13 protein-coding genes, 3 tRNA genes and 1 riboswitch are annotated in these 22,857 nt (G+C 61.0%); of the genes, 14 read left to right on the top strand and 2 right to left on the bottom strand.

The window, feature by feature from the left end:
* Positions 1-40 precede the first annotated feature (40 nt).
* Positions 41-7,999 (bottom strand): dermonecrotic toxin domain-containing protein, encoded by a 7,959-nt coding sequence (locus tag AC07Y2_RS11760; protein ID WP_256586986.1) that lies wholly within the window; start codon positions 7,997-7,999, stop codon positions 41-43.
* Positions 8,000-8,067: 68 nt separating this feature from the next.
* On the opposite strand from AC07Y2_RS11760, the gene AC07Y2_RS11755 reads away from it, so the two are divergent.
* From AC07Y2_RS11755 to astE, 7 genes are all read left to right on the top strand, one after another.
* On the top strand, positions 8,068-9,288 hold the full coding sequence (locus AC07Y2_RS11755) for an aspartate aminotransferase family protein (protein ID WP_103386063.1): 1,221 nt from the start codon (positions 8,068-8,070) through the stop codon (positions 9,286-9,288).
* A 132-nt stretch (positions 9,289-9,420) separates the two neighbouring features.
* On the top strand, positions 9,421-10,440 hold the full coding sequence (aruF, locus tag AC07Y2_RS11750) for an arginine/ornithine succinyltransferase subunit alpha (protein ID WP_011335535.1): 1,020 nt from the start codon (positions 9,421-9,423) through the stop codon (positions 10,438-10,440).
* Positions 10,441-10,491: 51 nt separating this feature from the next.
* Complete coding sequence (gene astA / locus AC07Y2_RS11745) at positions 10,492-11,517, top strand: arginine N-succinyltransferase (RefSeq protein WP_027612638.1); 1,026 nt, start codon at positions 10,492-10,494, stop codon at positions 11,515-11,517.
* Complete coding sequence (gene astD / locus AC07Y2_RS11740; protein ID WP_178082850.1) at positions 11,514-12,983, top strand: succinylglutamate-semialdehyde dehydrogenase; 1,470 nt, start codon at positions 11,514-11,516, stop codon at positions 12,981-12,983. Before astA ends, astD begins: the two co-directional genes overlap by 4 nt.
* Positions 12,984-13,056: 73 nt before the next feature.
* Complete coding sequence (gene astB, locus AC07Y2_RS11735; protein WP_103386065.1) at positions 13,057-14,403, top strand: N-succinylarginine dihydrolase; 1,347 nt, start codon at positions 13,057-13,059, stop codon at positions 14,401-14,403.
* Between the two features lie 59 nt (positions 14,404-14,462).
* On the top strand, positions 14,463-14,753 hold the full coding sequence (locus AC07Y2_RS11730) for a hypothetical protein (protein WP_011335531.1): 291 nt from the start codon (positions 14,463-14,465) through the stop codon (positions 14,751-14,753).
* An 11-nt stretch (positions 14,754-14,764) separates the two neighbouring features.
* Positions 14,765-15,775, top strand: coding sequence for a succinylglutamate desuccinylase (gene astE / locus AC07Y2_RS11725; RefSeq protein ID WP_007951052.1), 1,011 nt, complete (start codon positions 14,765-14,767; stop codon positions 15,773-15,775).
* A 131-nt stretch (positions 15,776-15,906) separates the two neighbouring features.
* On the opposite strand, the gene AC07Y2_RS11720 is transcribed toward astE, so the two are convergent.
* Entirely contained in the window at positions 15,907-16,416 is a 510-nt protein-coding gene (locus AC07Y2_RS11720) for a 6,7-dimethyl-8-ribityllumazine synthase (protein WP_011335530.1), read from the bottom strand.
* Between the two features lie 102 nt (positions 16,417-16,518).
* Positions 16,519-16,690: riboswitch (FMN riboswitch) on the bottom strand.
* 197 nt (positions 16,691-16,887) lie between these two features.
* Between AC07Y2_RS11720 and ltaE the strand changes: the two genes are divergently transcribed.
* The 7 genes from ltaE (at position 16,888) to AC07Y2_RS11685 (ending at position 22,857) form a co-directional block, all read left to right on the top strand.
* The gene (ltaE, locus tag AC07Y2_RS11715; protein ID WP_039772078.1) at positions 16,888-17,892 is read left to right on the top strand and encodes a low-specificity L-threonine aldolase; all 1,005 of its coding nucleotides are present in this window, start codon (positions 16,888-16,890) and stop codon (positions 17,890-17,892) included.
* A 146-nt stretch (positions 17,893-18,038) separates the two neighbouring features.
* Positions 18,039-20,663: an alanine--tRNA ligase gene (gene alaS / locus AC07Y2_RS11710; protein WP_039772080.1), complete on the top strand. Its 2,625-nt coding sequence runs from the start codon at positions 18,039-18,041 to the stop codon at positions 20,661-20,663.
* Positions 20,664-20,753: 90 nt separating this feature from the next.
* Complete coding sequence (locus AC07Y2_RS11705; RefSeq protein ID WP_007951048.1) at positions 20,754-21,995, top strand: aspartate kinase; 1,242 nt, start codon at positions 20,754-20,756, stop codon at positions 21,993-21,995.
* A gap of 187 nt (positions 21,996-22,182) precedes the next feature.
* A complete protein-coding gene (gene csrA, locus AC07Y2_RS11700) occupies positions 22,183-22,371 on the top strand; it encodes a carbon storage regulator CsrA (RefSeq protein WP_002554426.1) in 189 nt (62 codons plus the stop codon).
* 62 nt (positions 22,372-22,433) lie between these two features.
* Positions 22,434-22,524, top strand: a tRNA-Ser gene (locus AC07Y2_RS11695).
* Between the two features lie 107 nt (positions 22,525-22,631).
* Positions 22,632-22,708, top strand: a tRNA-Arg gene (locus tag AC07Y2_RS11690).
* 72 nt (positions 22,709-22,780) lie between these two features.
* A tRNA-Arg gene (locus AC07Y2_RS11685) sits at positions 22,781-22,857 on the top strand.

Below are 22,857 nucleotides of genomic sequence, written 5' to 3'. Positions count from 1 at the left end.
CATGGATTCCGATTCCATGGCGTTGTCGTTTTCAGGGCTTTCAATCTTCCATGGCGACACCGGGACGAGTTACAGGAGCCTGCTGTCCGACCACGTTGTCGACATTCAGCGTATGACCCGTTTCCTGGTAATACATACGAATGCGGTTCATGGCCTCGGCGGAGAAGGGGTTGCCGCGCAGGTCGTAACGATCACCGATGTAGGCCGGTACTTCCAGAAGTTCGTCCGGAACTTCGGTGATTTCATTGCCTGACAGGTCGATTTCCATCCAGTTGTGATTTTCGAGCACGCCCCTGGGGATTTCGCGGATGCCGGTGGTGCTCAGGTCGAGATCGCTCAGGCGCTGCAGATTGCTCAGGTCGGGCGTCAGTGTCAGGGGGTTGTCCTGCAGATGCAGGAGCTCAAGCGAATGCAGCCCGGCCAGCCCGTTGACTTCATGCGGGGTCAGGGTGATGCGGCAGGCGGGCAGACTCAGGGTGGTGAGCCGGTTCATCCTGAAGATGGCCTCGGGCACCGTGCCGAGGTCGTAGCCACGGATATCGACATGTTCAAGGTTGGGAAACGCGTCCAGGAACCGGCCGAGGCGTGGCCAGTGGTCGGCGGTATTGACCAGGTAAAAGTCCGACACATGGCTGAGCTCGACCTGCAATGTCGGCAGTTCACCCCGAACCGAAACGGTCGAGGTGAATCGATGCTCGGCAACGCTCCCACCCTCCACCGGAATCTTGCGCCAGCACATCAACAACCCTTCCGCGAGGAGCGCCCTGTTGTATTCCTCTTGCAGGCGCTCCTGCGTGCTCAGCGGCAGTCCGGTCAGCGGATGGTCGGGAATGTCGGCTTCCCATGCAGCGAGATTTCCCCGCAGCGTTTCGAGCTCTGCTTCCAGGCGCGTCAACTCGTTTCGGCCGTCCGCCAGCGTGCCGTCCAGACGATAGACGAAAGTGCTGGCGTGCTCATCGTCCAGCGCCGGATACAGTGTGCGGGCGCGGGCGATATCCGCCGGCTCGGCCAGCACGCCCAGATCCTCGCCGTTGCGACGAAAGTAATCCTTGATGCGCTCACGAGTGCCGGCGCTCAGCGGGTTGTCCCCAAAGTCGTAGCCGGCGCCTGCAGTGGCTGGCAGTTCGAAGACGCCCACGGGAATGTCAGTGATTTGATTGTTGTTGAGTACCACGGTCTCGATGTTCGGCAGATCCAGCAGACCCTCGGGCAGTTCGCGGATGCCGGTGCTGGCCAGATCCAGATACTCAAGGGCTGTCATGCGTCGCAAATCGGGCGCCCGGCCCAGCGGATTGCGGTAGAGATCCAGGCTGGTGAGTCGGGTCAGCGCCGAAAGAGCCGTCCGGCCCTCGTTGTCCAGTACCAGGTCGCAATTGCTTAACACCAGCTCTTCAAGTGCAGGCATCCCGGTGATCGCTCGCGGAAACTGTCCCAGTCCCAGGTCGCGTAACTCCAACGCCTTGAGCCCGCTGAAACACTGGAGAAACCGGTCGTTGACCCGCAGTTGCGTATTGCCCGTGAGCGACAGGCTCAGCACATGGCTGAAGTCTGTGCGCAATGGAGGCAGGTCGCCGACAAACCCAATATTCAGGTTCAGCGTCTGTGACCTGATCTCGGGCTGTTCTTGCGACCGTTCACGCCAGAACGCTTCGAGTTCCCGGCAGAACGTTTCGCGATCCGCCTGTTCTGCCAGTCGCAGATCGTTACTCAGCAACTCACCGGTGGCCGGGAAGCGCTCGGGTACATCGACAACCCAGGCGGTGAGATCTTCGTCAAGTTGTTGCCACTGCGTTTCCAAGTTCGCAATCTGCATCCGGCCGTCCTCAAGCGTTCCCGGCAACAGATACAGCACGCGATTGGCATCCTCGCGATCCAGGTCTGGAAAGAGCGACAGGGTCCGGTCCAGATCCTCTTGAGGCATGAAGACTCCAAAATTCTGCCGTTTCTCCTGGAAGTAGACCTTGATGCGTTCGAGGCTGGCCGCACTCAGCGGATTACCGGTCAAGCTCAGTTGCGCGGGGTGTGGTGACGGGATATTGAACACGCCATCGGGCAGCTCGCTGATCAGGTTGTTGTCCAGGATGGCGGCACTCAGTCGTGGGTGATCGAACATGCCGTCCGGCAGGCGGGTGATTGCCGTGTCTGTCAGTCGCAAATGCACCAGTGCCGTCATGCCCGACAGCGAGGGCGGGGCGCCCAATGGGTTGCGGCTCAGGTTCAGGTATTGCAGCCGGCTCAGGGAGGAAAGGCTGGCCTGTGTCTGCGGGGTCAATGTCAACGCACAGTTTTCGATGATCAGGCGCTGCAACGACGGCATGCGTTCACAGGCCGGGGGAAGTTGATTGAAGGAGAAGTCATGCAGTTCCAGATGTCGCAGTCCGCTGAACGAGTCGAGGAAGGTGTCCATTGCGTTCAGTGCATTGTTGCCTCTGAACGAGAGGTCGGAAACGTGACTGAAGTCCGCCGACAGGGCAGGCAGGTCACCGATGAGCGCAACGTTCAGGATCAGTGTGTCGTTCCTTTGCCTGGGGGTGTCCGGTGTTCTCGCACGCCAGAACTGTTCCAGTTGCCGGGCGAATGTCGTTCTTTGCGTATGCTCCGCGAACATTTGCGTCGGACTCATCGTCTCCCCGGTAATCGGGTGTCTGGTCGGCGTCGCATTGATCCAGTGCGCGAGGTCCGACGAGAGCTGTTCAATCTCCGCCTGCCAGTGCCTGAGCCGGGAGCGGCCATGCTCGATATCGCCAGGCAAGCCATAGAACACTTCACTGGCTTCTTCATCGTCCAGACCGGGGAACAACGATTTGGTGATGCCAATATCCGTCGGGTCGGCGAGGACGCCGAAGTCCGGGCCGTGCTCGCGGGAATAGGTCTTGATTCTTTCCCGCGTCTCGGCGGTCAACGGGTTGCCGGAAAAATCGAGCCCTTCGCTGGCGCGGGCCGGGAGCGAGAAAAAGGCGTCGGGAATTTCTGTTATGCGGTTTTCGCTGATGATCGCGGTTTTCAGTTTCGGATGACCCGCCAGGCCGGGCGGCACCTCCACGATGCCGGTATTGGACAGGTCAAGGTAAGTCAGTTCGCCCAGTTCACTCAGATCGGGTGCGCTGCCAAGCGGGTTGTCAGGCAGTTCCAGCAGTTCCAGTTCGGGCATCGCTGCCAGTGCCGCCTGGATTTCGGCGGTGAATTTCAAGTCGCAGTTGTTCAACGTCAGCGTTGTCAGAGCGCTTTGCTGCGCCAGGGACTGGGACGCACCTTCGAGTGTGAAGTCCTGAAGAATCAGACTGGTCAGGCGTGGGAAGGTGCGCAGAAAGGCGCCGATGCTGCTGATGCCCTTGTTGCCGGTCATGGACAGCGTGGTGATGTGGCTGAAATCGGCCGTGAGCTCGGGCATCTCCCCCCTGAACGTCGCTTGAGCGGTGAACACTTCCGCCCTCATCAGTGAATGCGCTGTCGAGCGATGACGCCAGAGCCGTTCCAGCCGCCCGGCGAACACGTCTCGCGCCGAGTGCTCGGCGAGTCGCTCATCGAAGCTGAACAGTTCGCCCGTGAGCGGGTTGCGGTCGGGTATGTCCCTGACCCAGGCGGCCAGGTCGGCGGTCATCTGTGCAATCTCGGTTTCCCAGCGAGTCAGCTGGATCTGCCCTTGAATGAGCGACCCCGGCAATCGATAGACCAGCTCACTGGCCTGACGATCATTGAGATCGGTGAACAGGGCCTTGGTCCGGTCGATCTCCGATTGTGCGGCCCGCACGCCCATGTGGTTGCCTGTCCGGTTGAAGTAGACCTTTATCCGTTCCCGCGTGACGCTGGAAAACGGGTTGCCGGAAAAATCGTATCCAGCGGTGGTGCCGGGGGAGAACTCGAACATGACCTCGGGAAGAACGGTGAGCCGGTTGTTGGCAAGCCAGACACTTTTGATCCGTGGGTGAGCCAGCAAGCCGTGGGGCAATTCGGAAATTCCGGTATCGGTCAGGTTGAGGTGATGCAGTGCCGACAGGGCATTGACGTCCATCGTGATGCCCAGGGGATTGCCTTGCAGGTCAAGGGCGGTCAGCTCATTGAGCGATGACAGCAGCAACTGGTTTTGCGGAGTGAGAGTAATGCCGCAATGGCGCAGCCTCAGTTGTCGCAGCGAGGTCATGGTGGTGATCGGGTGCGGCAGGTCATCCAGGTCGAAGTGATTCAATGCCAGTCGTCGCAGGCGTGTGAAACCTTGCAGGAATCGTACGATCTGGCCATTGCTGTCGGAGCCTGTCAGCTCAAGGCTGGTGACATGATCGAAATTCGCGCTCAGGACCGGCAGTTCGCCCGTCAGAGGCTCTGCAAACTGCAATCGGAAACCGCCCGGCTCCGACGTTTCCCTGCGCCAGCAGCGACGCACTGCATGGGCGAATTGTTGGCGGTCGCGCTGGGCGGCTGCGTGTCGGATCGGTGAAAGGGCCTGTCTTGTGTCCGGATCGACCCGCGGAGTATTGATCGTCCATTGGGTCAGGTCGCTGTCCAGTTGTGCGTACTCGAGCTGAAGGCGCGACAGTTCCGCGAGCGGGCCGTCAGGGTGATTTCGAAGGTGCTGCACCATGGCAGGCATATCGTCGTCCGCCATGCCTGGATAAACCTGCCTGATGCGGTTTTCCAGGGTGCGCGGACTTTGCGGGTTTTCCCGGGCATAGCCTTGTGTACCGACCAGTCGCAATGTGTCGACGACCTCTGGCTGCTGGGGGATATCGGAAATCGTCAGGCGCAGGTCGTTCCGATCCACTGGATTGTCACGAATGGCTTGCCTGAGTTTTGTGCCTTCGCCGATCTGCAGGTTCAGGGCCTGTCGTTGCACATCCGGCAGTGCCTGCAGCACGCAGGTGTAGAAATCGGTGGGCGCGTGCAATTCCAGCCCTTGATCATCGAACGGTTGCCAGTGGCCATCGGTTCTGCGCACCAGCACTTTCCGGACAGCGGCCGATTGCGGACCGGTGCTGTCCAGCAATGCTCCCTCGGGGGATCCGGCCCGGACTTCGAGTAGGACGTCCTTCGACCATCCCGGCAGCCTTTTGAGGCTGTGCAACGCCAGCGTATCGGTGTCCGGGTTGCGCACCGAGTCCAGCTCCAAGCCTTCATAGGCGCGGGCGATACGCAGTTCGTGGGTCGCGGCGGTGGCGAGATGCTGTTGGCGCTCCGGCCATTCTCCGGCGTCGATGGCCAGCAGTTCGGTGCCCGTGGCGGTGTGCAGCAATTCTTCGGTGAGCCTGGCGGGCAGGTGCGGCTCCTTCACGGCAACCTTTTTCACCAGCGCATCTTCGCGATGTTGAAGCGCCTGATAGCGTGCCTCGAACAATGCCGTACGGCGCGATGTCGCGATCTGCGCGATCCGGCTTCTCAGTTGGCGAGTGCGGGCATCCAGGGCGATCATCTGGCCGAACTCTTCCGCCAGCAGGGCGTTGATGTCCTGTTCGCCGAGCGACTGCAGCAAGGTCTTGAGCAGGTCGCCGTCGGCCAGTCGATCCTGGTGCAGGTCAATCAGCGGCAGTTGGTCATCGGCGGAGGATTGCCAGAGAACTTCTCCGTGCCCGTCGATCAGGCGCAGGCGTCGGGTGGCAGGCAGCAGCTTTTGATCATTGAGCAGCTGGAGCTGCAGCAGCGGATCGGCACGAAGGTAGTCCTCGGCCTGGTCGCTGGCCATCCTGCTGATGAAATCCTGCAGATCCTGATCGATCCGAAAGCGCTGGATCGTGTCGGCCAGCAGCGGGGGGACGCGCTCGTGATCGACGTGCATCCTGCGCAAGGCATCTTCGTGGCAACCGCTGACCTTGAGGATCTGTTCACGACGGGCGGGGGAGAACGGCTCGATGTTCGGACCCAGACGCTGCAATGCAACCGCCTTATCCCATTCCAGCGGTCGATCGAGTTCGGTATGAAAGGCGCCTTCGCCATTATGAAAGACGACCGGGCGGTAAGCATCCGGTCGGGTCGGGTGTTCGATCTGCAACTTGTCGGGATGGGCGTGATCGCTGACCGCGTAATGCTTCTGATCGACCGGCATCAGTTTTTTGCCCTGATGCCAGTGCAACCCTTGCTGGTCGGGTGCGGCACCTTCTGGGGGCACGATCGGGCTTTCGTAGGGTTTGAGGTCCGGTTTCCAGTACAGGGTCTTGCCGTTGCGCAATTTGACGGGCTGGAACCGGTCAGCGAATGAGACGACGCTCGGTGGCAGTACCTTGGGCAGCTCCGTCATGGCGATGCCGCCGCCGATGGCGAAGGCTCCCAGTTGAACCAGCGATTCGAGGGCGCTGAACAATTGTTCACCGGCCTCGGTGACGGCCCCCTCGGCCCAGTCGACAATGCCTTCGAAGACCTCGTCGAGAAATTGCCAGGCCATGTAAGCCATCATCATTTCGCCCAGGAACGGCACGAAGGGCAGCACGACAAACGAGGCGATCTGCAGGATCGAGGAGGCTATGTCGACGAGGGAATCCCAAAGCGCCCAGCGCGCTTTTCGGTCGGCGTAGGCAGTCGGGACGGCAAGGGTGGCCGCGTCGTTGAGTATTTTATTCAGTTTGCGTTGGTAGAGGTGTTCCCAGAGGTCGCCGGTGATGGGCGATACAGCCAGTTGCAGCTTGGGCTTTTCGATCGGTGTGTCTCGCCAGGAGGGCAGTTGGCTGCCTGGCTCCGGTTTATGCCATTTCACCTGGCTCAGGCGCCGGTTCAGATCGGCAAGGAAATGCCCTCGTTGTTCGTGGCCGACGAACTGGACAAAAAAGCGTTGGTACTCCGGCGAACGCAACTGGCGGGCCAGTTCCTTTTCCATGGCGGCGCTCGAGGCGTACTCCTTGATCGGGTGTTCCGGGTCGCCCGGTATGTAGGCCACCACTCCGAGCGCGACCCTCGCCTGTTCCAGATCCGCCGCGAAAACCACGATGCCGGTGAGGGGGGCCGACATCATCGTCAAATCCTGGCAGCGCAAGGTGTGACCGTTGATGCGCATGCCCTGTATGCCGTCGAGCATCCCGTTGATCAGCCGCAACCAGTTCTCGCCGATGTCTCCGTTGATGCGTGCCAGTTGCAGGGCCGCTTTCAGGGCAGTTTTCTGACTCTCCCTCAGCCTGTTGGGCAGGATGGCGGCAACGACCGGGTTGGAGATGCCCAGACAGTCTTCAAGATAGGCCTTATAGCTGGCGCCGATATCTAGCTCCCGGCAGAGGCTGATGAAGGCGGGAATGCTGATCTTCGCGCGGATCTGCGGCAAGGTTTCGAACTGGCCGGTCTGGGACGGGCGAGTGATGAAACCGGAGTCCGTGTCGTAGGCCTCGTCCCGGGTCTCGTCCTTCTGGAAGTTGTGCAGTGCGGCATCGATCAGGGAAACCGTCCAGCTGCGCACACCTGTCCTGATGCCGAAAATGGGCGTGGTGGCAGGTAGATAGAGGCGCAGGAAGGTTTCCTTCACGTCCAGCTCCAGGCCGAATCGTGACTTGAGTGCCGCCTTGAGCAGGGGCTCGGCATAAGCGCTGGCGTCCTGCACTTGCTCAAGTCTCTGGTCGATGCCGTTTTGCACCTGCATATGCCCAGCAATCGCGGCGCGCAATTGATCGTGTTGTGCCTGGGGGGCTTTCCTGATGCTGTCGGTGACCGGGCGGCGGTTGTTCTTCAACGCCGCGCGCCGGCTGGAAGAGGCCTGGCTCAGCCATTCGGGGATCGCATCCACCAGAAGTTGATAGTGTGAGGGGGGATTGCCGGGTATGACGCCCGGTTGTGGTTCGGTCGGTGATTGCATGGGATTGCGCCTTGGCGTCTGGAAATGAGCCAAGCAAATCAAAAAGTCCCGAGTGGGGTGCGGTATATAGATATGACCTCGCTGTGGCCTGCAATTGATATCTTCTCGGGCCTGCTGCAATTGTCGTCGACGGTTTAAACTGCGCCTTTGCGACGGTATATGTCGCATTGCCGTAAACCCGGGAAAATCCGGGGTTTGCGCTATAAGAAGTTGTCGCTTGGCGACAAGGCCGGGCACAAAACTGTCCTTACAATCCCCCCATCGCTCGCCAGTTTCAGGCGGGTGGCCCTCATCAGGAGACTCCGATGTCCGTTGAGCACGCTGCGGTACAACGCGCCGATTTCGACCAGGTTATGGTTCCCAACTACGCGCCTGCCGCTTTCATTCCGGTGCGTGGCGCCGGTTCCCGCGTCTGGGATCAGGCCGGCCGCGAGCTGATCGACTTCGCCGGCGGTATCGCCGTCAACGTATTGGGTCACGCGCATCCGGCGCTGGTCGGTGCCTTGACCGAGCAAGCGAACAAGCTGTGGCACGTGTCCAACGTGTTCACCAACGAGCCGGCCCTGCGTCTGGCGCACAAGCTGATCGACGCCACCTTTGCCGAGCGCGTGTTCTTCTGCAACTCCGGCGCCGAAGCCAATGAGGCCGCCTTCAAGTTGGCCCGTCGCGTCGCGTTCGACCGTTTCGGCACCGAAAAATACGAAATCATCGCCGCGCTCAACAGCTTCCACGGCCGCACCCTGTTCACCGTGAACGTCGGTGGCCAGTCGAAGTACTCCGACGGTTTCGGCCCGAAGATCAGTGGCATCACCCACGTGCCGTACAACGATCTGGCGGCACTGAAAGCCGCTGTTTCGGACAAGACCTGCGCGGTCGTTCTGGAGCCGATCCAGGGTGAAGGCGGCGTGCTGCCGGCCGAGCTGGCTTACCTGCAAGGCGCCCGTGAACTGTGCGACGCGAACAACGCGCTGCTGGTGTTCGACGAAGTGCAGACTGGCATGGGCCGTACCGGCAACCTGTTCGCCTACCAGCATTTCGGTGTGGTTCCGGACATCCTGACCAGCGCCAAGAGCCTGGGCGGCGGTTTCCCGATCGCGGCTATGCTGACCACCGAAGCGCTGGCCAAGCATCTGGTCGTCGGCACTCACGGCACCACGTATGGCGGCAACCCGTTGGCGTGTGCCGTGGCCGAAGCGGTGATCGACGTGATCAACACCCCTGAGGTGCTGAACGGCGTCAACGCCAAGCACGACAAGTTCAAGACCCGCCTGCAACAGATCGGCGAGAAATACGGCCTGTTCACCCAGGTGCGCGGTCTCGGTCTGCTGATCGGTTGCGTGCTGAGCGATGCCTGGAAAGGCAAGGCCAAGGACATCTTCAACGCCGCTGAACAAGAAGGCCTGATGATTCTGCAGGCCGGCCCGGACGTGATCCGTTTCGCCCCGAGCCTGGTGGTTGAAGACGCGGACATCGACGCCGGTCTGGATCGCTTCGAACGTGCTGCGGCGAAACTGACGCAAGCCTGATTCATGCAAGACCGCCCGGCGTCTGTCGTGATCGACAGGCGCCGGGACCATTTTTCCTGTGCCGGGCCTGCCCGGCATTTTTTTCCCGAGTCGGCGCTTTCGCCGACCTGAAGTAGAGAAAGGAGTGACACCATGCTGGTGATGCGCCCCGCGCAAATGGCTGATCTGGGCGAGGTACAGCGTCTGGCTGCGGACAGCCCGATTGGTGTCACTTCCTTGCCGGATGACGTTGAACGCCTGAGCGACAAGATCGCCGCGAGCGAAGCCTCGTTTGCCGCCGAGGTGAGCTTCAACGGCGAGGAGAGTTATTTCTTCGTCCTCGAAGACACTGCCACCGGCAAATTGGTGGGCTGCTCGGCAATAGTTGCTTCGGCCGGTTATTCCGAGCCGTTCTACAGCTTTCGCAACGAGACCTTCGTGCACGCCTCTCGCGAGCTGAAGATCCACAACAAGATCCACGTCCTCTCGCAATGCCATGACCTGACCGGCAACAGCTTGCTGACCAGTTTCTACGTGCAGCGCGAGCTGGTGGGTTCGCCGTGGTCTGAGCTCAACTCTCGTGGCCGTCTGCTGTTCGTCGCCAGCCACCCTGAGCGCTTCGCCGATTCGGTGGTGACCGAGATCGTCGGTTACAGCGACGAGAACGGCGACTCGCCGTTCTGGGACGCCATCGGTCGCAACTTCTTCGACCTGAACTACGCCGAGGCCGAGCGTCTGTGTGGCCTGAAAAGCCGGACGTTCCTCGCCGAGTTGATGCCGCATTACCCGATCTACGTGCCGCTGCTGCCGGACTCCGCTCAGGAGGCGATGGGCCAGGTGCACCCGCGTGCGCAGATCACCTTCGACATCCTGATGCGCGAAGGCTTCGAGACCGATCACTACATTGACATCTTCGACGGTGGCCCGACTCTGCATGCGCGTGTCTCGGGGATCCGTTCGATCGCCCAGAGCCGCGTGGTGCCGGTGAAACTCGGCGAGCCGGTCAAAGGTGCCGGGCGCCAGTATCTGGTGGCCAACGCCCAGTTGCAGGATTACCGCGCGGTATTGCTTGAGCTGGATTACGCGCCGGGCAAACCGGTGACTCTGGATCTGGAAGCGGCCGAAGCCCTGGGCGTCGGTGAAGGTGCCAGCGTGCGCCTGGTGGCGGTTTAACGCCTTAGCGAGTTTCACGGGTGGCCACGGCGGCCCGTTTGAGGAGATAGCATGATTGTTCGTCCCGTACGCAGCAGCGATTTGTCCGCTCTGATCGACCTGGCCCGCAGCACCGGCACCGGCCTGACCACCTTGCCGGCCAACGAAGAGCGCCTGACCCACCGGGTCGGCTGGGCCGAGAAGACCTTTCGCGGTGAAGCCGGCCGTGGCGACGCGGACTACCTGTTCGTGCTCGAAGACGACAACGGTCGCGTGGTGGGGATTTCCGCCATCGCCGGCGCCGTCGGTCTGCGCGAGCCTTGGTACAACTTCCGCGTCGGCCTGACCGTCAGCGCCTCGCAGGAGCTGAACATCTATCGCGAGATCCCGACGCTGTTCCTGGCCAACGACCTGACCGGCAACTCCGAGCTGTGCTCGCTGTTCCTGCACGCCGATTACCGCACCGGCCTCAACGGCCGCATGCTGTCCAAGGCGCGGATGCTGTTCATCGCCGAATTCCCGGAGCTGTTCGGCAACAAGATCATTGCCGAGATGCGCGGTGTATCCGATGAAGCCGGTCGTTCGCCGTTCTGGGAAAGCCTGGGCCGTCACTTCTTCAAGATGGAATTCAGCCAGGCCGATTATTTGACCGGTGTCGGCAACAAGGCATTCATTGCCGAACTGATGCCGAAATTCCCGCTGTACACCTGCTTCCTGTCGCCGGACGCGCGCAACGTCATCGGTCAGGTGCACCCGGACACCGAGCCGGCGCTGGCGATGCTCAAGAGTGAAGGCTTCAGCTATCAGGGTTACGTCGACATCTTCGATGCCGGCCCGGCCATCGAGTGCGAGACCAGCAAGATCCGCGCGGTGCGTGACAGCGAAGCGCTGGTGCTGGCCATCGGCACGCCGGGCGACGACGCCACGCCGTTCATCATCCATAACCGCAAACGCGAAGATTGCCGCATCACGGCTGCGCCGGCCCGTCTGGCCGCCGGCACCCTGGTGGTCGATCCGCTGACCGCCAAACGTCTTCAACTCAACGCTGGCGATCAGGTTCGCGCCGTGGCGTTGTCCGCTGCCCGGGAGTCGAAATAATGAATTCGCTATACATCGCAGGTGAGTGGCTGGCCGGTCAGGGCGAGGCCTTTCAATCGTTGAACCCGGTGACCCAGCAAGTGCTGTGGTCGGGGGAGGGCGCCACCGCCGCTCAGGTCGAGTCGGCCGTGCAGGCTGCGCGTCAGGCATTCCCAAGTTGGGCCCGGCGTACCCTGGAAGATCGCATCAGCGTGCTCGAAGCGTTCGCCGCTGCACTGAAAAATCACGCTGACGAACTGGCCCGCACCATCGGTGAGGAAACCGGCAAGCCGCTGTGGGAAGCCGCGACCGAAGTCACCAGCATGGTCAACAAGATCGCGATCTCGGTGCAGAGCTACCGCGAACGTACCGGCGAGAAGAGCGGCCCGTTGGGCGACGCCACCGCCGTATTGCGCCACAAGCCCCACGGCGTGGTCGCGGTGTTCGGCCCTTACAACTTCCCTGGTCATTTGCCGAACGGCCACATCGTGCCGGCGCTGTTGGCCGGTAACAGCGTGCTGTTCAAACCAAGCGAGCTGACCCCGAAAGTCGCCGAGCTGACGGTCAAGTGCTGGATTGAAGCCGGTCTGCCGGCCGGTGTCCTGAACCTGCTGCAAGGCGCCCGCGAAACCGGTATCGCTCTGGCGGCGAACCCGGGCATCGACGGTCTGTTCTTCACCGGTTCCAGCCGTACCGGCAATCACCTGCACCAGCAGTTCGCAGGTCGTCCGGACAAGATCCTCGCGCTGGAAATGGGCGGCAACAATCCGCTGGTGGTCGATCAGGTCGCCGACCTCGACGCAGCGGTGTACACGATCATTCAGTCGGCATTCATTTCCGCCGGCCAGCGTTGCACCTGCGCCCGGCGTCTGCTGGTGCCGCAAGGCGCGTGGGGCGACAGCCTGCTCAAGCGTCTGGTGGAAGTCAGCTCGACCATCGAGGTCGGCGCGTTCGACCAGCAGCCGGCACCATTCATGGGCTCGGTGGTTTCCCTTGGCGCGGCGAAAGCGTTGATGGATGCCCAGGCGCATCTGCTGGCCAATGGCGCAGTGTCGCTGCTGGCGATGACTCAACCGCAGGCGCAGTCGGCGCTGCTGACTCCGGGCATCGTTGATGTGACGGCGGTTGCCGATCGTTCCGACGAAGAACTGTTCGGTCCGCTGCTGCAAGTGATTCGCTACACCGATTTCGAAGCCGCGATTGCCGAAGCCAACAACACCGCGTTTGGCCTGGCCGCTGGCCTGCTGTCGGATTCCGAACAGCGCTACCAGCAGTTCTGGCTGGAAAGCCGTGCCGGGATCGTCAACTGGAACAAGCAACTGACGGGTGCCGCGAGCAGCGCACCGTTCGGCGGTGTCGGCGCTTCGGGCAACCATCGCGCCAGCGCCTACTACGCGGCGGATTACTGCGCATACCCGGTGGCCTCGCTGGAAACCCCGAGCCTGGTGTTGCCGGCGGCCCTGACGCCTGGCGTGAAGATGGTGTGAGGCGCGTCGCGCCTCGATTGCACTCGATTGTTATTTGATGCCTATAAAAACAGATTCTCGTGGAGCCTCGCTGATGAAATCCTATGAAGTCAATTTTGACGGTCTAGTGGGGCCGACCCATAACTACGGTGGTCTGTCCTACGGCAACGTTGCGTCCCAGAGCAACAGCCAGCAATCCTCGAACCCGAAGGAAGCGGCGCTGCAAGGTCTGGCGAAAATGAAAGCGCTGATGGAAATGGGCTTTCAGCAGGGCGTGCTCGCACCGCAGGAGCGCCCGGATGTGGCTGCTCTGCGCCGCCTGGGTTTCAGCGGCACCGACGCTCAGGTGATCGAGCGCGCCGCCAAAGAAGCGATGCCGCTGCTGGTCGCCAGTTGCTCGGCGTCGAGCATGTGGGTGGCCAACGCCGCCACGGTCAGCCCGAGTGCCGACACCGCTGACGGTCGCGTGCATTTCACCGCCGCCAACCTGAACTGCAAATACCACCGCAGCATCGAGCACCCGACCACCAGTCGTGTGCTGGGCGCGATGTTCGCCAACCAGCAACACTTCGCTCACCACGCCGCGTTGCCGGCGGTGGCGCAATTCGGTGACGAAGGCGCAGCGAACCACACGCGTTTCTGCCGTGAGTACGGCGAGGCTGGCGTTGAGTTCTTCGTGTTCGGTCGCAGTGCGTTCGACACCCGCTATCCGGCACCGCAAAAGTATCCGGCGCGCCAGACCCTCGAAGCGTCGCAAGCAGTCGCTCGTTTGCACGGCCTGCGTGACGACGGCGTGGTCTACGCGCAGCAGAACCCGGCGGTGATCGATCAGGGCGTGTTCCACAACGACGTGATCGCGGTGGGCAACGGCGAGGTGCTGTTCTATCACGAGGACGCGTTCCTCGACACCGATCAGATGCTGGCCGAACTGCAAGCCAAACTGGCCAAGGTCGGCGGCAAGTTCCAGTCGGTCTGCGTGCCGCGTTCGGCGGTCACCGTGGATGACGCGGTGCGTTCCTACCTGTTCAACAGTCAGTTGCTGTCGCGCCCTGACGGTTCGATGCTGCTGATCGTGCCGGAAGAGTGCCGTGGCAACGAGCGCGTATGGAATTACCTGCAAGGCCTGACCAGCTCCGGCGGCCTGATCCGTGAAGTGAAAGTCTTCGACCTCAAGCAAAGCATGCAGAACGGCGGTGGCCCGGCGTGCCTGCGACTGCGCGTCGCGCTCAACGAAACCGAGCTGGCGGCCGTCAACCCGGGGGTTATCATGACCGCCCCGTTGTACGGTTCGTTGACCGCATGGGTTGAAAAGCACTACCGCGATCGCCTGACCGAAACTGATCTGGCGGATCCGCAATTGCTGCTTGAATGCCGGACGGCACTGGATGAACTGACGCAAATCCTTAAACTGGGCGCGGTTTATCCATTCCAGATCAATTGATGACCGATACGCCGCCTCGTCGCGGCGAACGGTTCCATCTCCCCAAGAGAGCGTAAAACATGAGCGATTCCCTGCAGCTGATCCTTGAAGACACTGACGGCACGCAACTGCAAACTTCCTGCACCCGCGTCGCGGTCATGTGGCAAGGCAAAGAGCTGTGGATCCAGCAGGACGGCCGCGGCCAACTGTTGATCGGCGTGGACGTCGAAGAGGGCGACGAAGAGTACGCCAACCTGCTGTTGCGCCCATTGGCGACTAATCTGGTAAGTCTGCAACTGGAGATGGAACCGGCTGACCTCGGTGACGATGACGGCCACGTGCACGGCCCGGATTGCAATCACGACCACTAAGGAAACGCTCTATGCTCGCCCTCGGCAAACTGCTTGAACTGACCCTCGCCGGCCGCGAACCGGCGGAGAAGACTCAACTGACTGTCGAAGGCGTGCGCATGCGCTGGTTGAGCGAGGGGGCGCTGGAAGTCCGGCCACCCGAAGCGCGCGACAATGGCCTGGACCTGCTGCTGTCGGCAGGCATCCACGGCAATGAAACGGCACCGATCGAACTGCTCGACCGGCTGCTGCATGACATCGCTCGCGGCGATCTGAAGCCGCGCGCACGTATTCTGTTCCTGTTCGGCAACCCGGAAGCGATTCGCAAGGGCGAGCGTTTCGTCGAGCAGGACGTCAATCGGCTGTTCAATGGCCGTCACGAACAAAGCAGCGGTTCCGAAGCCCTGCGTGCCTGCGAGCTGGAACGGCTGGCGGCAAGTTTCTTCAGCCTTCCTGATCGTCAGCGCCTGCACTACGACCTGCACACCGCGATTCGAGGTTCGAAGATCGAGCAGTTCGCTTTGTATCCGTGGAAGGAAGGTCGCCAGCATTCCCGCCTCGAACTGGCACGCCTGCGCGCCGCCGGCATGGAAGCGGTGCTGCTGCAGAACAAACCGTCGATCGTGTTCAGCTCTTACACCTACGACAAGCTGGGGGCCGAGTCCTTCACCCTGGAACTGGGCAAGGCGCGGCCATTCGGGCAGAACGCCGGGGTCAATGTGTCGCTGCTGGAAACCCGCCTGAAGCAGATCATCGAAGGCACCGAACCGGAGATGGCCGAGCAGGGCCTGGACGGTCTGCAACTGTTCAGCGTGGCCCGGGAAATCATCAAGCACAGCGATGCGTTCCGGCTGAACCTGCCGGCGGACATCGAAAACTTTTCGGAACTGGATGTGGGTTATGTGCTGGCCGAAGACCTGGCCAATACCCGCTGGATCATCGAAGAGCAGGGCGCACGGATCATCTTCCCCAATCCCAAGGTCAAGAACGGCCTGCGAGCGGGCATTCTGATCGTGCCGACCACTGACGAAAATCTTGCCTGATGATCGTTCCCACGCTCCGCGTGGGAATGCAGCCCGGGACGCAGAGCGTCCCAAAGCGGACGCAGAGCGTCCATTGAGGCGTTCCCACGCAGACGGTTCGACGCTTCGATGTGGGAACGATCATTGTGGGGTCAGACCGCTACAGCACGCGGCTCGGTGCGGCGCAACGCTCGCACCTTCTGCAGCGTATCGGCGCAGGTCTTCGCCGCTTCCTGACCCTTGTGCACGAAATGCTCGAAGAAGAACTTCTGGTGCTCTTCGCCGGCATGGAAGTGGTGCGGGGTCAGCGACACCGAGAACACCGGCACTTCGGTTTCCAGTTGCACCTGCATCAGGCCGCTGACCACCGACTGGGCGACGAACTCGTGACGGTAGATCCCGCCGTCCACCACCAGCGCCGCCGCGACGATACCGGCATAACGACCGGTCTTGGCCAGCAGCTTGGCGTGCAGAGGCATTTCAAAGGCGCCGCCGACTTCGAAGAAATCGATGTCCGATTCCTGATAACCCTGAGCGATCATTTCGGCGAGGAAGCCTTTACGGCTCTGGTCGACAATTTCCTTGTGCCAGCAGGCCTGGATGAACGCGACGCGCTCGCCGTGGGTGTGTTTGCTTTTGCTGTCGATAGCGGTGGGTTGCATGTTCTGACTCCTGTTTGTGTGAAAAACAGGGCGTTATGAATCGAAAGGGATTCAAGGGTACGCACGCTCGCGCATACACGGCGGACGGCCCTTTGGCGTCAATCCCGTTCTCTCTTCATCCGGACTGTGACCGTCGGCCCCGGAATCACACCGGGTCTGCTGACCTTGCCGCCGCTCACGGCTTTTGCCGTGCTCGTCACCAAGCGCTCGCGGGCTATGCGCATTGCGCGCAATTACCGCCGGTGGGGAATTGCACCCCGCCCTGAGAACGTTTCGCCGCCCTTTATCGGGCGGCGCAGCGTTTTTAACACAGATTGCCAGGCCGTGCATTGCGCCTTTGTGATGATTGCCATCTGATTATTCGAAGCGTGAAAACGACTTTTCCTTGCGCAAGGGTTGATTAATCCGCGCCATGCCCGCAGTAATTCGTCTTCGAAAAGGGATTTTCCCTGCTGACTTGAGGCCAGGTTCATGAGCGTTATCGATCTTCGCAGCGACACCGTCACTCAACCGACCCCCGCCATGCTCGACGCGATGACCCGCGCCGACACCGGCGATGACGTGTATGGCGAAGATCCGACGGTCAATCGTCTGGAAGCGGAACTGGCAAAACGACTGGGTTTCGCCGCCGCGCTGTTCGTCCCGACCGGCACCATGAGCAATCTGCTGGGCTTGATGGCGCACTGCGAGCGCGGTGACGAATACATCGTCGGTCAACAGGCGCACACCTATAAGTACGAGGGCGGCGGCGCAGCGGTGCTCGGTTCGATCCAGCCGCAGCCGCTGGAAGTGCAGGCCGATGGCTCGCTGGACCTGGATCAGGCGGCAGCGGCGATCAAGCCTGATGACTTCCACTTCGCCCGCACCCGCCTGCTGGCGCTGGAAAACACCATGCAGGGCAAAGTGCTGCCGCTGGAATATCTGGCCCGGGCCCGTCAGTTCACTCAGGACAATGGCCTGCAACTGCATCTGGACGGCGCGCGGCTGTATAACGCGGCGGTCAAGCTCGGAGTCGATGCCCGGGAAATCACCCAGTATTTCGATTCGGTCTCGGTGTGCCTGTCCAAAGGCCTCGGCGCGCCGGTCGGTTCAGTGCTGTGCGGTTCGTCGGCGTTGATTGCAAAGGCCCGGCGCCTGCGCAAAATGGTCGGTGGCGGCATGCGTCAGGCCGGACTGCTGGCGGCGGCGGGGCTGTATGCGCTGGATCACAATGTGGAGCGTCTGGCCGACGACCATGCCAACGCGCAGTTGCTGGCCGAAGGCCTGCGCGAGGCCGGTTTCAGTGTCGAGCCGGTGCAGACCAACATGGTTTACGTGCAGATGGGCGACCGCGCCGAGGCGATCAAGGCCTTTGCCGCCGAGCGCGGGATCAAATTGAGCGCTGCCGCCCGTCTGCGGATGGTCACGCACATGGACGTCAATCGCTCGCAAATCGAGCAAGTGATCGCGACATTCGTCGAGTTTTCGCGCAAGTGACAGCGTTAGCGGCCCAATTGACCGTTTCTATCGTATAAACACGCTGTACCCCGCGCGCAGGGCCGATATAATGCGGCCCTTTGCCGTCGTTTCGTCTGTTGACGTTTCGTACAGGCCTTTGGCCGCAGCCTCCGTGGAAGAACCTAATGAAAAGCGCAGAAATCCGTGAAGCCTTCCTTCGCTTCTTCGAAGAGCAAGGCCACACCCGTGTAGCCTCCAGCTCTTTGATTCCGGGCAACGACCCCACCCTGCTGTTCACCAACGCGGGGATGAACCAGTTCAAGGACTGCTTCCTGGGCCAGGAAAAGCGCGCGTACACCCGCGCCGTCTCCAGCCAGAAATGCGTGCGCGCCGGCGGCAAGCACAATGACCTGGAAAACGTCGGTTACACCGCCCGTCACCACACCTTCTTCGAAATGCTGGGTAACTTCAGCTTCGGCGACTACTTCAAGCGTGATGCCATAACCTACGCCTGGAACTTCCTGACCTCCGAGAAGTGGCTGAACCTGCCGAAGGAAAAACTGTGGGTCACCGTCTACGCCAGCGATGACGAGGCCTACGACATCTGGACCAAGGAAGTCGGTGTGCCGGCCGAGCGCATGGTGCGCATCGGCGACAACAAGGGCGCGCCTTACGCCTCCGACAACTTCTGGACCATGGGCGATACCGGCCCGTGCGGTCCTTGCACCGAGATTTTCTACGATCACGGCGCCGACATCTGGGGTGGCCCGCCGGGCTCGCCGGAAGAAGACGGCGACCGTTACATCGAAATCTGGAACAACGTGTTCATGCAGTTCAACCGCACCGCCGACGGCGTGTTGCACCCGCTGCCAGCCCCGTCGGTGGACACCGGCATGGGTCTTGAGCGGATCAGTGCCGTGTTGCAGCACGTTCACTCGAACTATGAAATCGACCTGTTCCAGAGCCTGCTGGCCGCATCGGCCAAGGCCATCGGCTGCAGCAACGACAACCAGGCGTCCCTGAAAGTCGTGGCGGACCACATCCGTTCCTGCGGCTTCCTGATTGCCGACGGCGTACTGCCGTCCAACGAAGGTCGCGGTTATGTGCTGCGCCGGATCATCCGTCGCGCCTGCCGTCACGGTAACAAGCTGGGCGCCAAGGGCAGCTTCTTCTACCAGATCGTTGCCGCTCTCGTGGCCGAGATGGGCGAAGCGTTCCCGGAACTGAAATCCCAGCAGGCGCACATCGAACGCGTACTGAAAGCCGAAGAAGAGCAATTCGCCAAGACCCTGGAGCAGGGCCTGAAAATCCTCGAGCAGGATCTGGCCGAGCTCAAAGGCGACGTGGTGCCGGGCGACGTGGTGTTCAAACTCTACGACACCTACGGTTTCCCGATGGACCTGACCGCAGACATCGCCCGCGAGCGCAGCCTGACCATCGACGAAGCCGGCTTCGAGCGTGAAATGGAAGCCCAGCGCGTCCGTGCACGTTCCGCCAGCTCGTTCGGTCTGGACTACAACAGCCTGGTCAAGGTTGACGTCGACACCGAGTTCACCGGTTATCACGCCACCAGCGGTTCGGCGAAAGTCGTTGCTCTCTATAAAGATGGCCAGTCCGTGGACGTCTTGAGTGAAGGACAGGAAGGCGTTGTGGTGCTGAACCAAACGCCGTTCTACGCCGAATCCGGCGGCCAGGTCGGCGATTGCGGTTACCTGCAGGCCGGCAACAGCCGTTTCGACGTGCGCGACACCACCAAGACCGGCGGCGCGTTCCTGCACCACGGTGTACTGGCGTCGGGCAGCCTGATCGTTGGCGCACCGGTGGAAACCCACGTCGAGGCCGACGTGCGTCACGCCACTTCGCTGAACCACTCGGCCACTCACTTGCTGCACGCTGCGCTGCGCAAAGTGCTGGGCGACCACGTTCAACAGAAGGGCTCGCTGGTCGACAGTCAGCGCCTGCGTTTCGACTTCAGTCACTTCGAAGCGATCAAGCCTGAGCAGATCAAGGCGCTGGAAGACATCGTCAACGCCGAGATCCGCAAGAACTCCGCCGTTGAAACCGAAGAAACCGACATCGAAACCGCCAAGCAGAAAGGCGCGATGGCGCTGTTCGGCGAGAAGTACGGCGACAACGTGCGCGTGCTGAGCATGGGCGGTGATTTCTCCGTCGAGCTGTGCGGCGGTATCCACGCCAACCGTACCGGCGACATCGGCCTGCTGAAAATCATCAGCGAAGGCGGTGTGGCATCGGGCGTGCGTCGTATCGAAGCGGTCACTGGCGCTGCGGCGCTGGCTTACTTGAACGCTGCTGAAGAACAACTCAAGGAAGCGGCCAGCCTGGTCAAGGGCAGCCGCGACAACCTGATCGACAAGCTGTCGGCGGTGCTGGAGCGCAACCGTGCGCTTGAAAAGCAGCTCGAGCAGTTGCAGGCCAAGGCCGCTGCCGCTGCCGGCGACGATCTGTCGGCTTCGGCTGTGGACGTCAAGGGCGTGAAAGTGCTGGCCGTGCGTCTGGATGGTCAGGACGGCAAGGCGCTGCTGGCGCTGGTCGATCAGCTGAAAAACAAACTCGGCCGCGCAGTGATCCTGCTCGGCAGTGTCCATGAGGAAAAGGTCGTACTGGTTGCAGGTGTAACCAAGGACCTGACTGGCCAACTCAAAGCCGGTGATTTGATGAAACAGGCTGCTGCGGCAGTGGGCGGGAAGGGCGGTGGTCGTCCGGACATGGCGCAGGGCGGCGGTGTCGACGCCGGCGCACTGGATGGCGCACTGGCGCTGACCGTTCCATTCGTCGAGCAGGGTTTATAAGACGGCCCGTCGGGCCCGCAGTCTAGTGGCGGGCCCGGCGGCTGTTCGAGTGATTATTGGGCGCCCTTCATGGGCAGAGGCGGCTTTGAAATGGCTTTGATCGTACAGAAATTTGGAGGCACCTCGGTCGGCACTGTCGAGAGAATCGAGCAGGTCGCCGACAAGGTTAAGAAATTCCGCGATGCCGGCGATGACCTGGTGGTTGTGCTGTCTGCAATGAGCGGCGAGACCAACCGTCTGATCGATCTGGCCAAGCAAATCAGTGGCGAAGATCAACCGGTTCCGCGTGAACTGGACGTGATCGTTTCCACCGGTGAGCAGGTGACGATCGCCCTGTTGGCCATGGCGCTGATCAAGCGCGGTGTGCCGGCGGTGTCGTACACCGGCAACCAGGTGCGGATCCTGACGGACAGCGCGCACAATAAAGCGCGTATCTTGCAGATCGATGACCAGAAGATTCGCGGTGACCTGAAAGCAGGTCGCGTGGTGGTGGTCGCCGGTTTCCAGGGCGTCGACGAGCACGGCAACATCACGACCTTGGGTCGTGGCGGTTCCGACACCACCGGCGTGGCGCTGGCCGCTGCGCTGAAGGCTGATGAGTGCCAGATCTACACCGACGTCGATGGTGTCTATACCACTGACCCGCGCGTGGTATCGGTTGCTCAGCGTCTGGACAAGATCACCTTCGAAGAGATGCTGGAAATGGCCAGCCTCGGTTCCAAGGTGCTGCAGATCCGCGCGGTGGAATTCGCCGGCAAGTACAACGTTCCGCTGCGCGTACTGCACAGCTTCAAGGAGGGTCCGGGCACCCTCATTACTATTGATGAAGAGGAAACCATGGAACAGCCGATCATTTCCGGCATCGCTTTCAACCGCGATGAAGCCAAGCTGACCATCCGTGGCGTGCCAGACACCCCGGGCGTGGCGTTCAAGATTCTCGGCCCGATCAGTGCCGCGAACATCGAAGTCGACATGATCGTGCAGAACGTCGCGCACGATAACACCACCGACTTCACCTTCACCGTGCACCGCAACGACTACCAGTCCGCGCAAACCGTGCTGGAAAACACCGCTCGCGAGATCGGTGCCCGTGAAGTGGTGGGTGACACCAAGATTGCCAAAGTCTCGATCGTCGGCGTCGGCATGCGTTCCCACGCAGGCGTGGCCAGCCGCATGTTTGAATCCCTGGCAAAGGAAAGTATCAACATCCAGATGATCTCGACCTCGGAAATCAAGGTTTCCGTGGTGATCGAAGAGAAGTACCTGGAACTGGCCGTGCGCGCCCTGCACACGGCTTTCGAGCTCGACGCTCCGGCCCGTCAGGGCGAGTGATGCGTTGTCTGAAGGGCGCGGTCTGACCGCGCCCTTTATTTTTTGAATGGCGCGAGCCCCCGAACTGTTCTTTTGCTCGCGCTGGTCAATACTCAGGCATGTAGGGCTACGATCGCTCCGGTTGTAGGTCGGGTGCCTTTTTTTTGCAGACTGTTGTCCCTGAAATGATTCGCGTGAGGAGAAAGGTATGCTGATTCTGACTCGTCGGTGCGCAGAAAGCCTGATTATCGGTGATGGCGAAATCACCGTGACCGTGCTCGGCGTCAAAGGAAATCAAGTGCGTATCGGCGTCAATGCCCCGAAAGAGGTGGCCGTGCACCGTGAAGAAATCTATCTGCGTATAAAGAAAGAGAAGGACGAAGAACCAAGCCATTAATTTTTATCGATTTTTATGTTTGCAAACGGGGAAGAAGGTGGTTAATATACGCCCCGTGTTGCGGAGAGCTGGCCGAGTGGCCGAAGGCGCTCCCCTGCTAAGGGAGTACACCTCAAAAGGGTGTCGGGGGTTCGAATCCCCCGTTCTCCGCCATTATTTGCTTAGTACGTTGTAATCTGGCTTTTTCTGTAAGTTGTTGAAATTTATAGAAAAAGTGGTTGGAATAGAGATTAGACGGGCTATAATGCGGCGCAACAAATGCACTCGTAGCTCAGCTGGATAGAGTACTCGGCTACGAACCGAGCGGTCACAGGTTCGAATCCTGTCGAGTGCACCATTTAAGAGTTAATTGCAGCAATGCAGATAACTTGGTTACAGCCAGTTGTGGTCTGGTCTAAAAACACAAATTGCACTCGTAGCTCAGCTGGATAGAGTACTCGGCTACGAACCGAGCGGTCACAGGTTCGAATCCTGTCGAGTGCACCA

This window comes from Pseudomonas sp. GW456-12-1-14-TSB6 (assembly GCF_059424205.1).
The sequence above is the reverse complement of the archived record's forward strand: the minus strand, read 5'-3'. Positions and strand labels throughout refer to the sequence as shown.

Bases quoted from the DNA above. Each gene is read 5' to 3' on its own strand.
- AC07Y2_RS11755 (WP_103386063.1), top strand. From the start codon at position 8,068: ATGTCCGTTGAGCACGCTGCGGTACAACGCGCCGATTTCGACCAGGTT.
- aruF (WP_011335535.1), top strand. From the start codon at position 9,421: ATGCTGGTGATGCGCCCCGCGCAAATGGCTGATCTGGGCGAGGTACAG.
- astA (WP_027612638.1), top strand. From the start codon at position 10,492: ATGATTGTTCGTCCCGTACGCAGCAGCGATTTGTCCGCTCTGATCGAC.
- astB (WP_103386065.1), top strand. From the start codon at position 13,057: ATGAAATCCTATGAAGTCAATTTTGACGGTCTAGTGGGGCCGACCCAT.
- AC07Y2_RS11730 (WP_011335531.1), top strand. From the start codon at position 14,463: ATGAGCGATTCCCTGCAGCTGATCCTTGAAGACACTGACGGCACGCAA.
- astE (WP_007951052.1), top strand. From the start codon at position 14,765: ATGCTCGCCCTCGGCAAACTGCTTGAACTGACCCTCGCCGGCCGCGAA.
- AC07Y2_RS11720 (WP_011335530.1), bottom strand. From the start codon at position 16,416: ATGCAACCCACCGCTATCGACAGCAAAAGCAAACACACCCACGGCGAG.
- ltaE (WP_039772078.1), top strand. From the start codon at position 16,888: ATGAGCGTTATCGATCTTCGCAGCGACACCGTCACTCAACCGACCCCC.
- alaS (WP_039772080.1), top strand. From the start codon at position 18,039: ATGAAAAGCGCAGAAATCCGTGAAGCCTTCCTTCGCTTCTTCGAAGAG.
- AC07Y2_RS11705 (WP_007951048.1), top strand. From the start codon at position 20,754: ATGGCTTTGATCGTACAGAAATTTGGAGGCACCTCGGTCGGCACTGTC.
- csrA (WP_002554426.1), top strand. From the start codon at position 22,183: ATGCTGATTCTGACTCGTCGGTGCGCAGAAAGCCTGATTATCGGTGAT.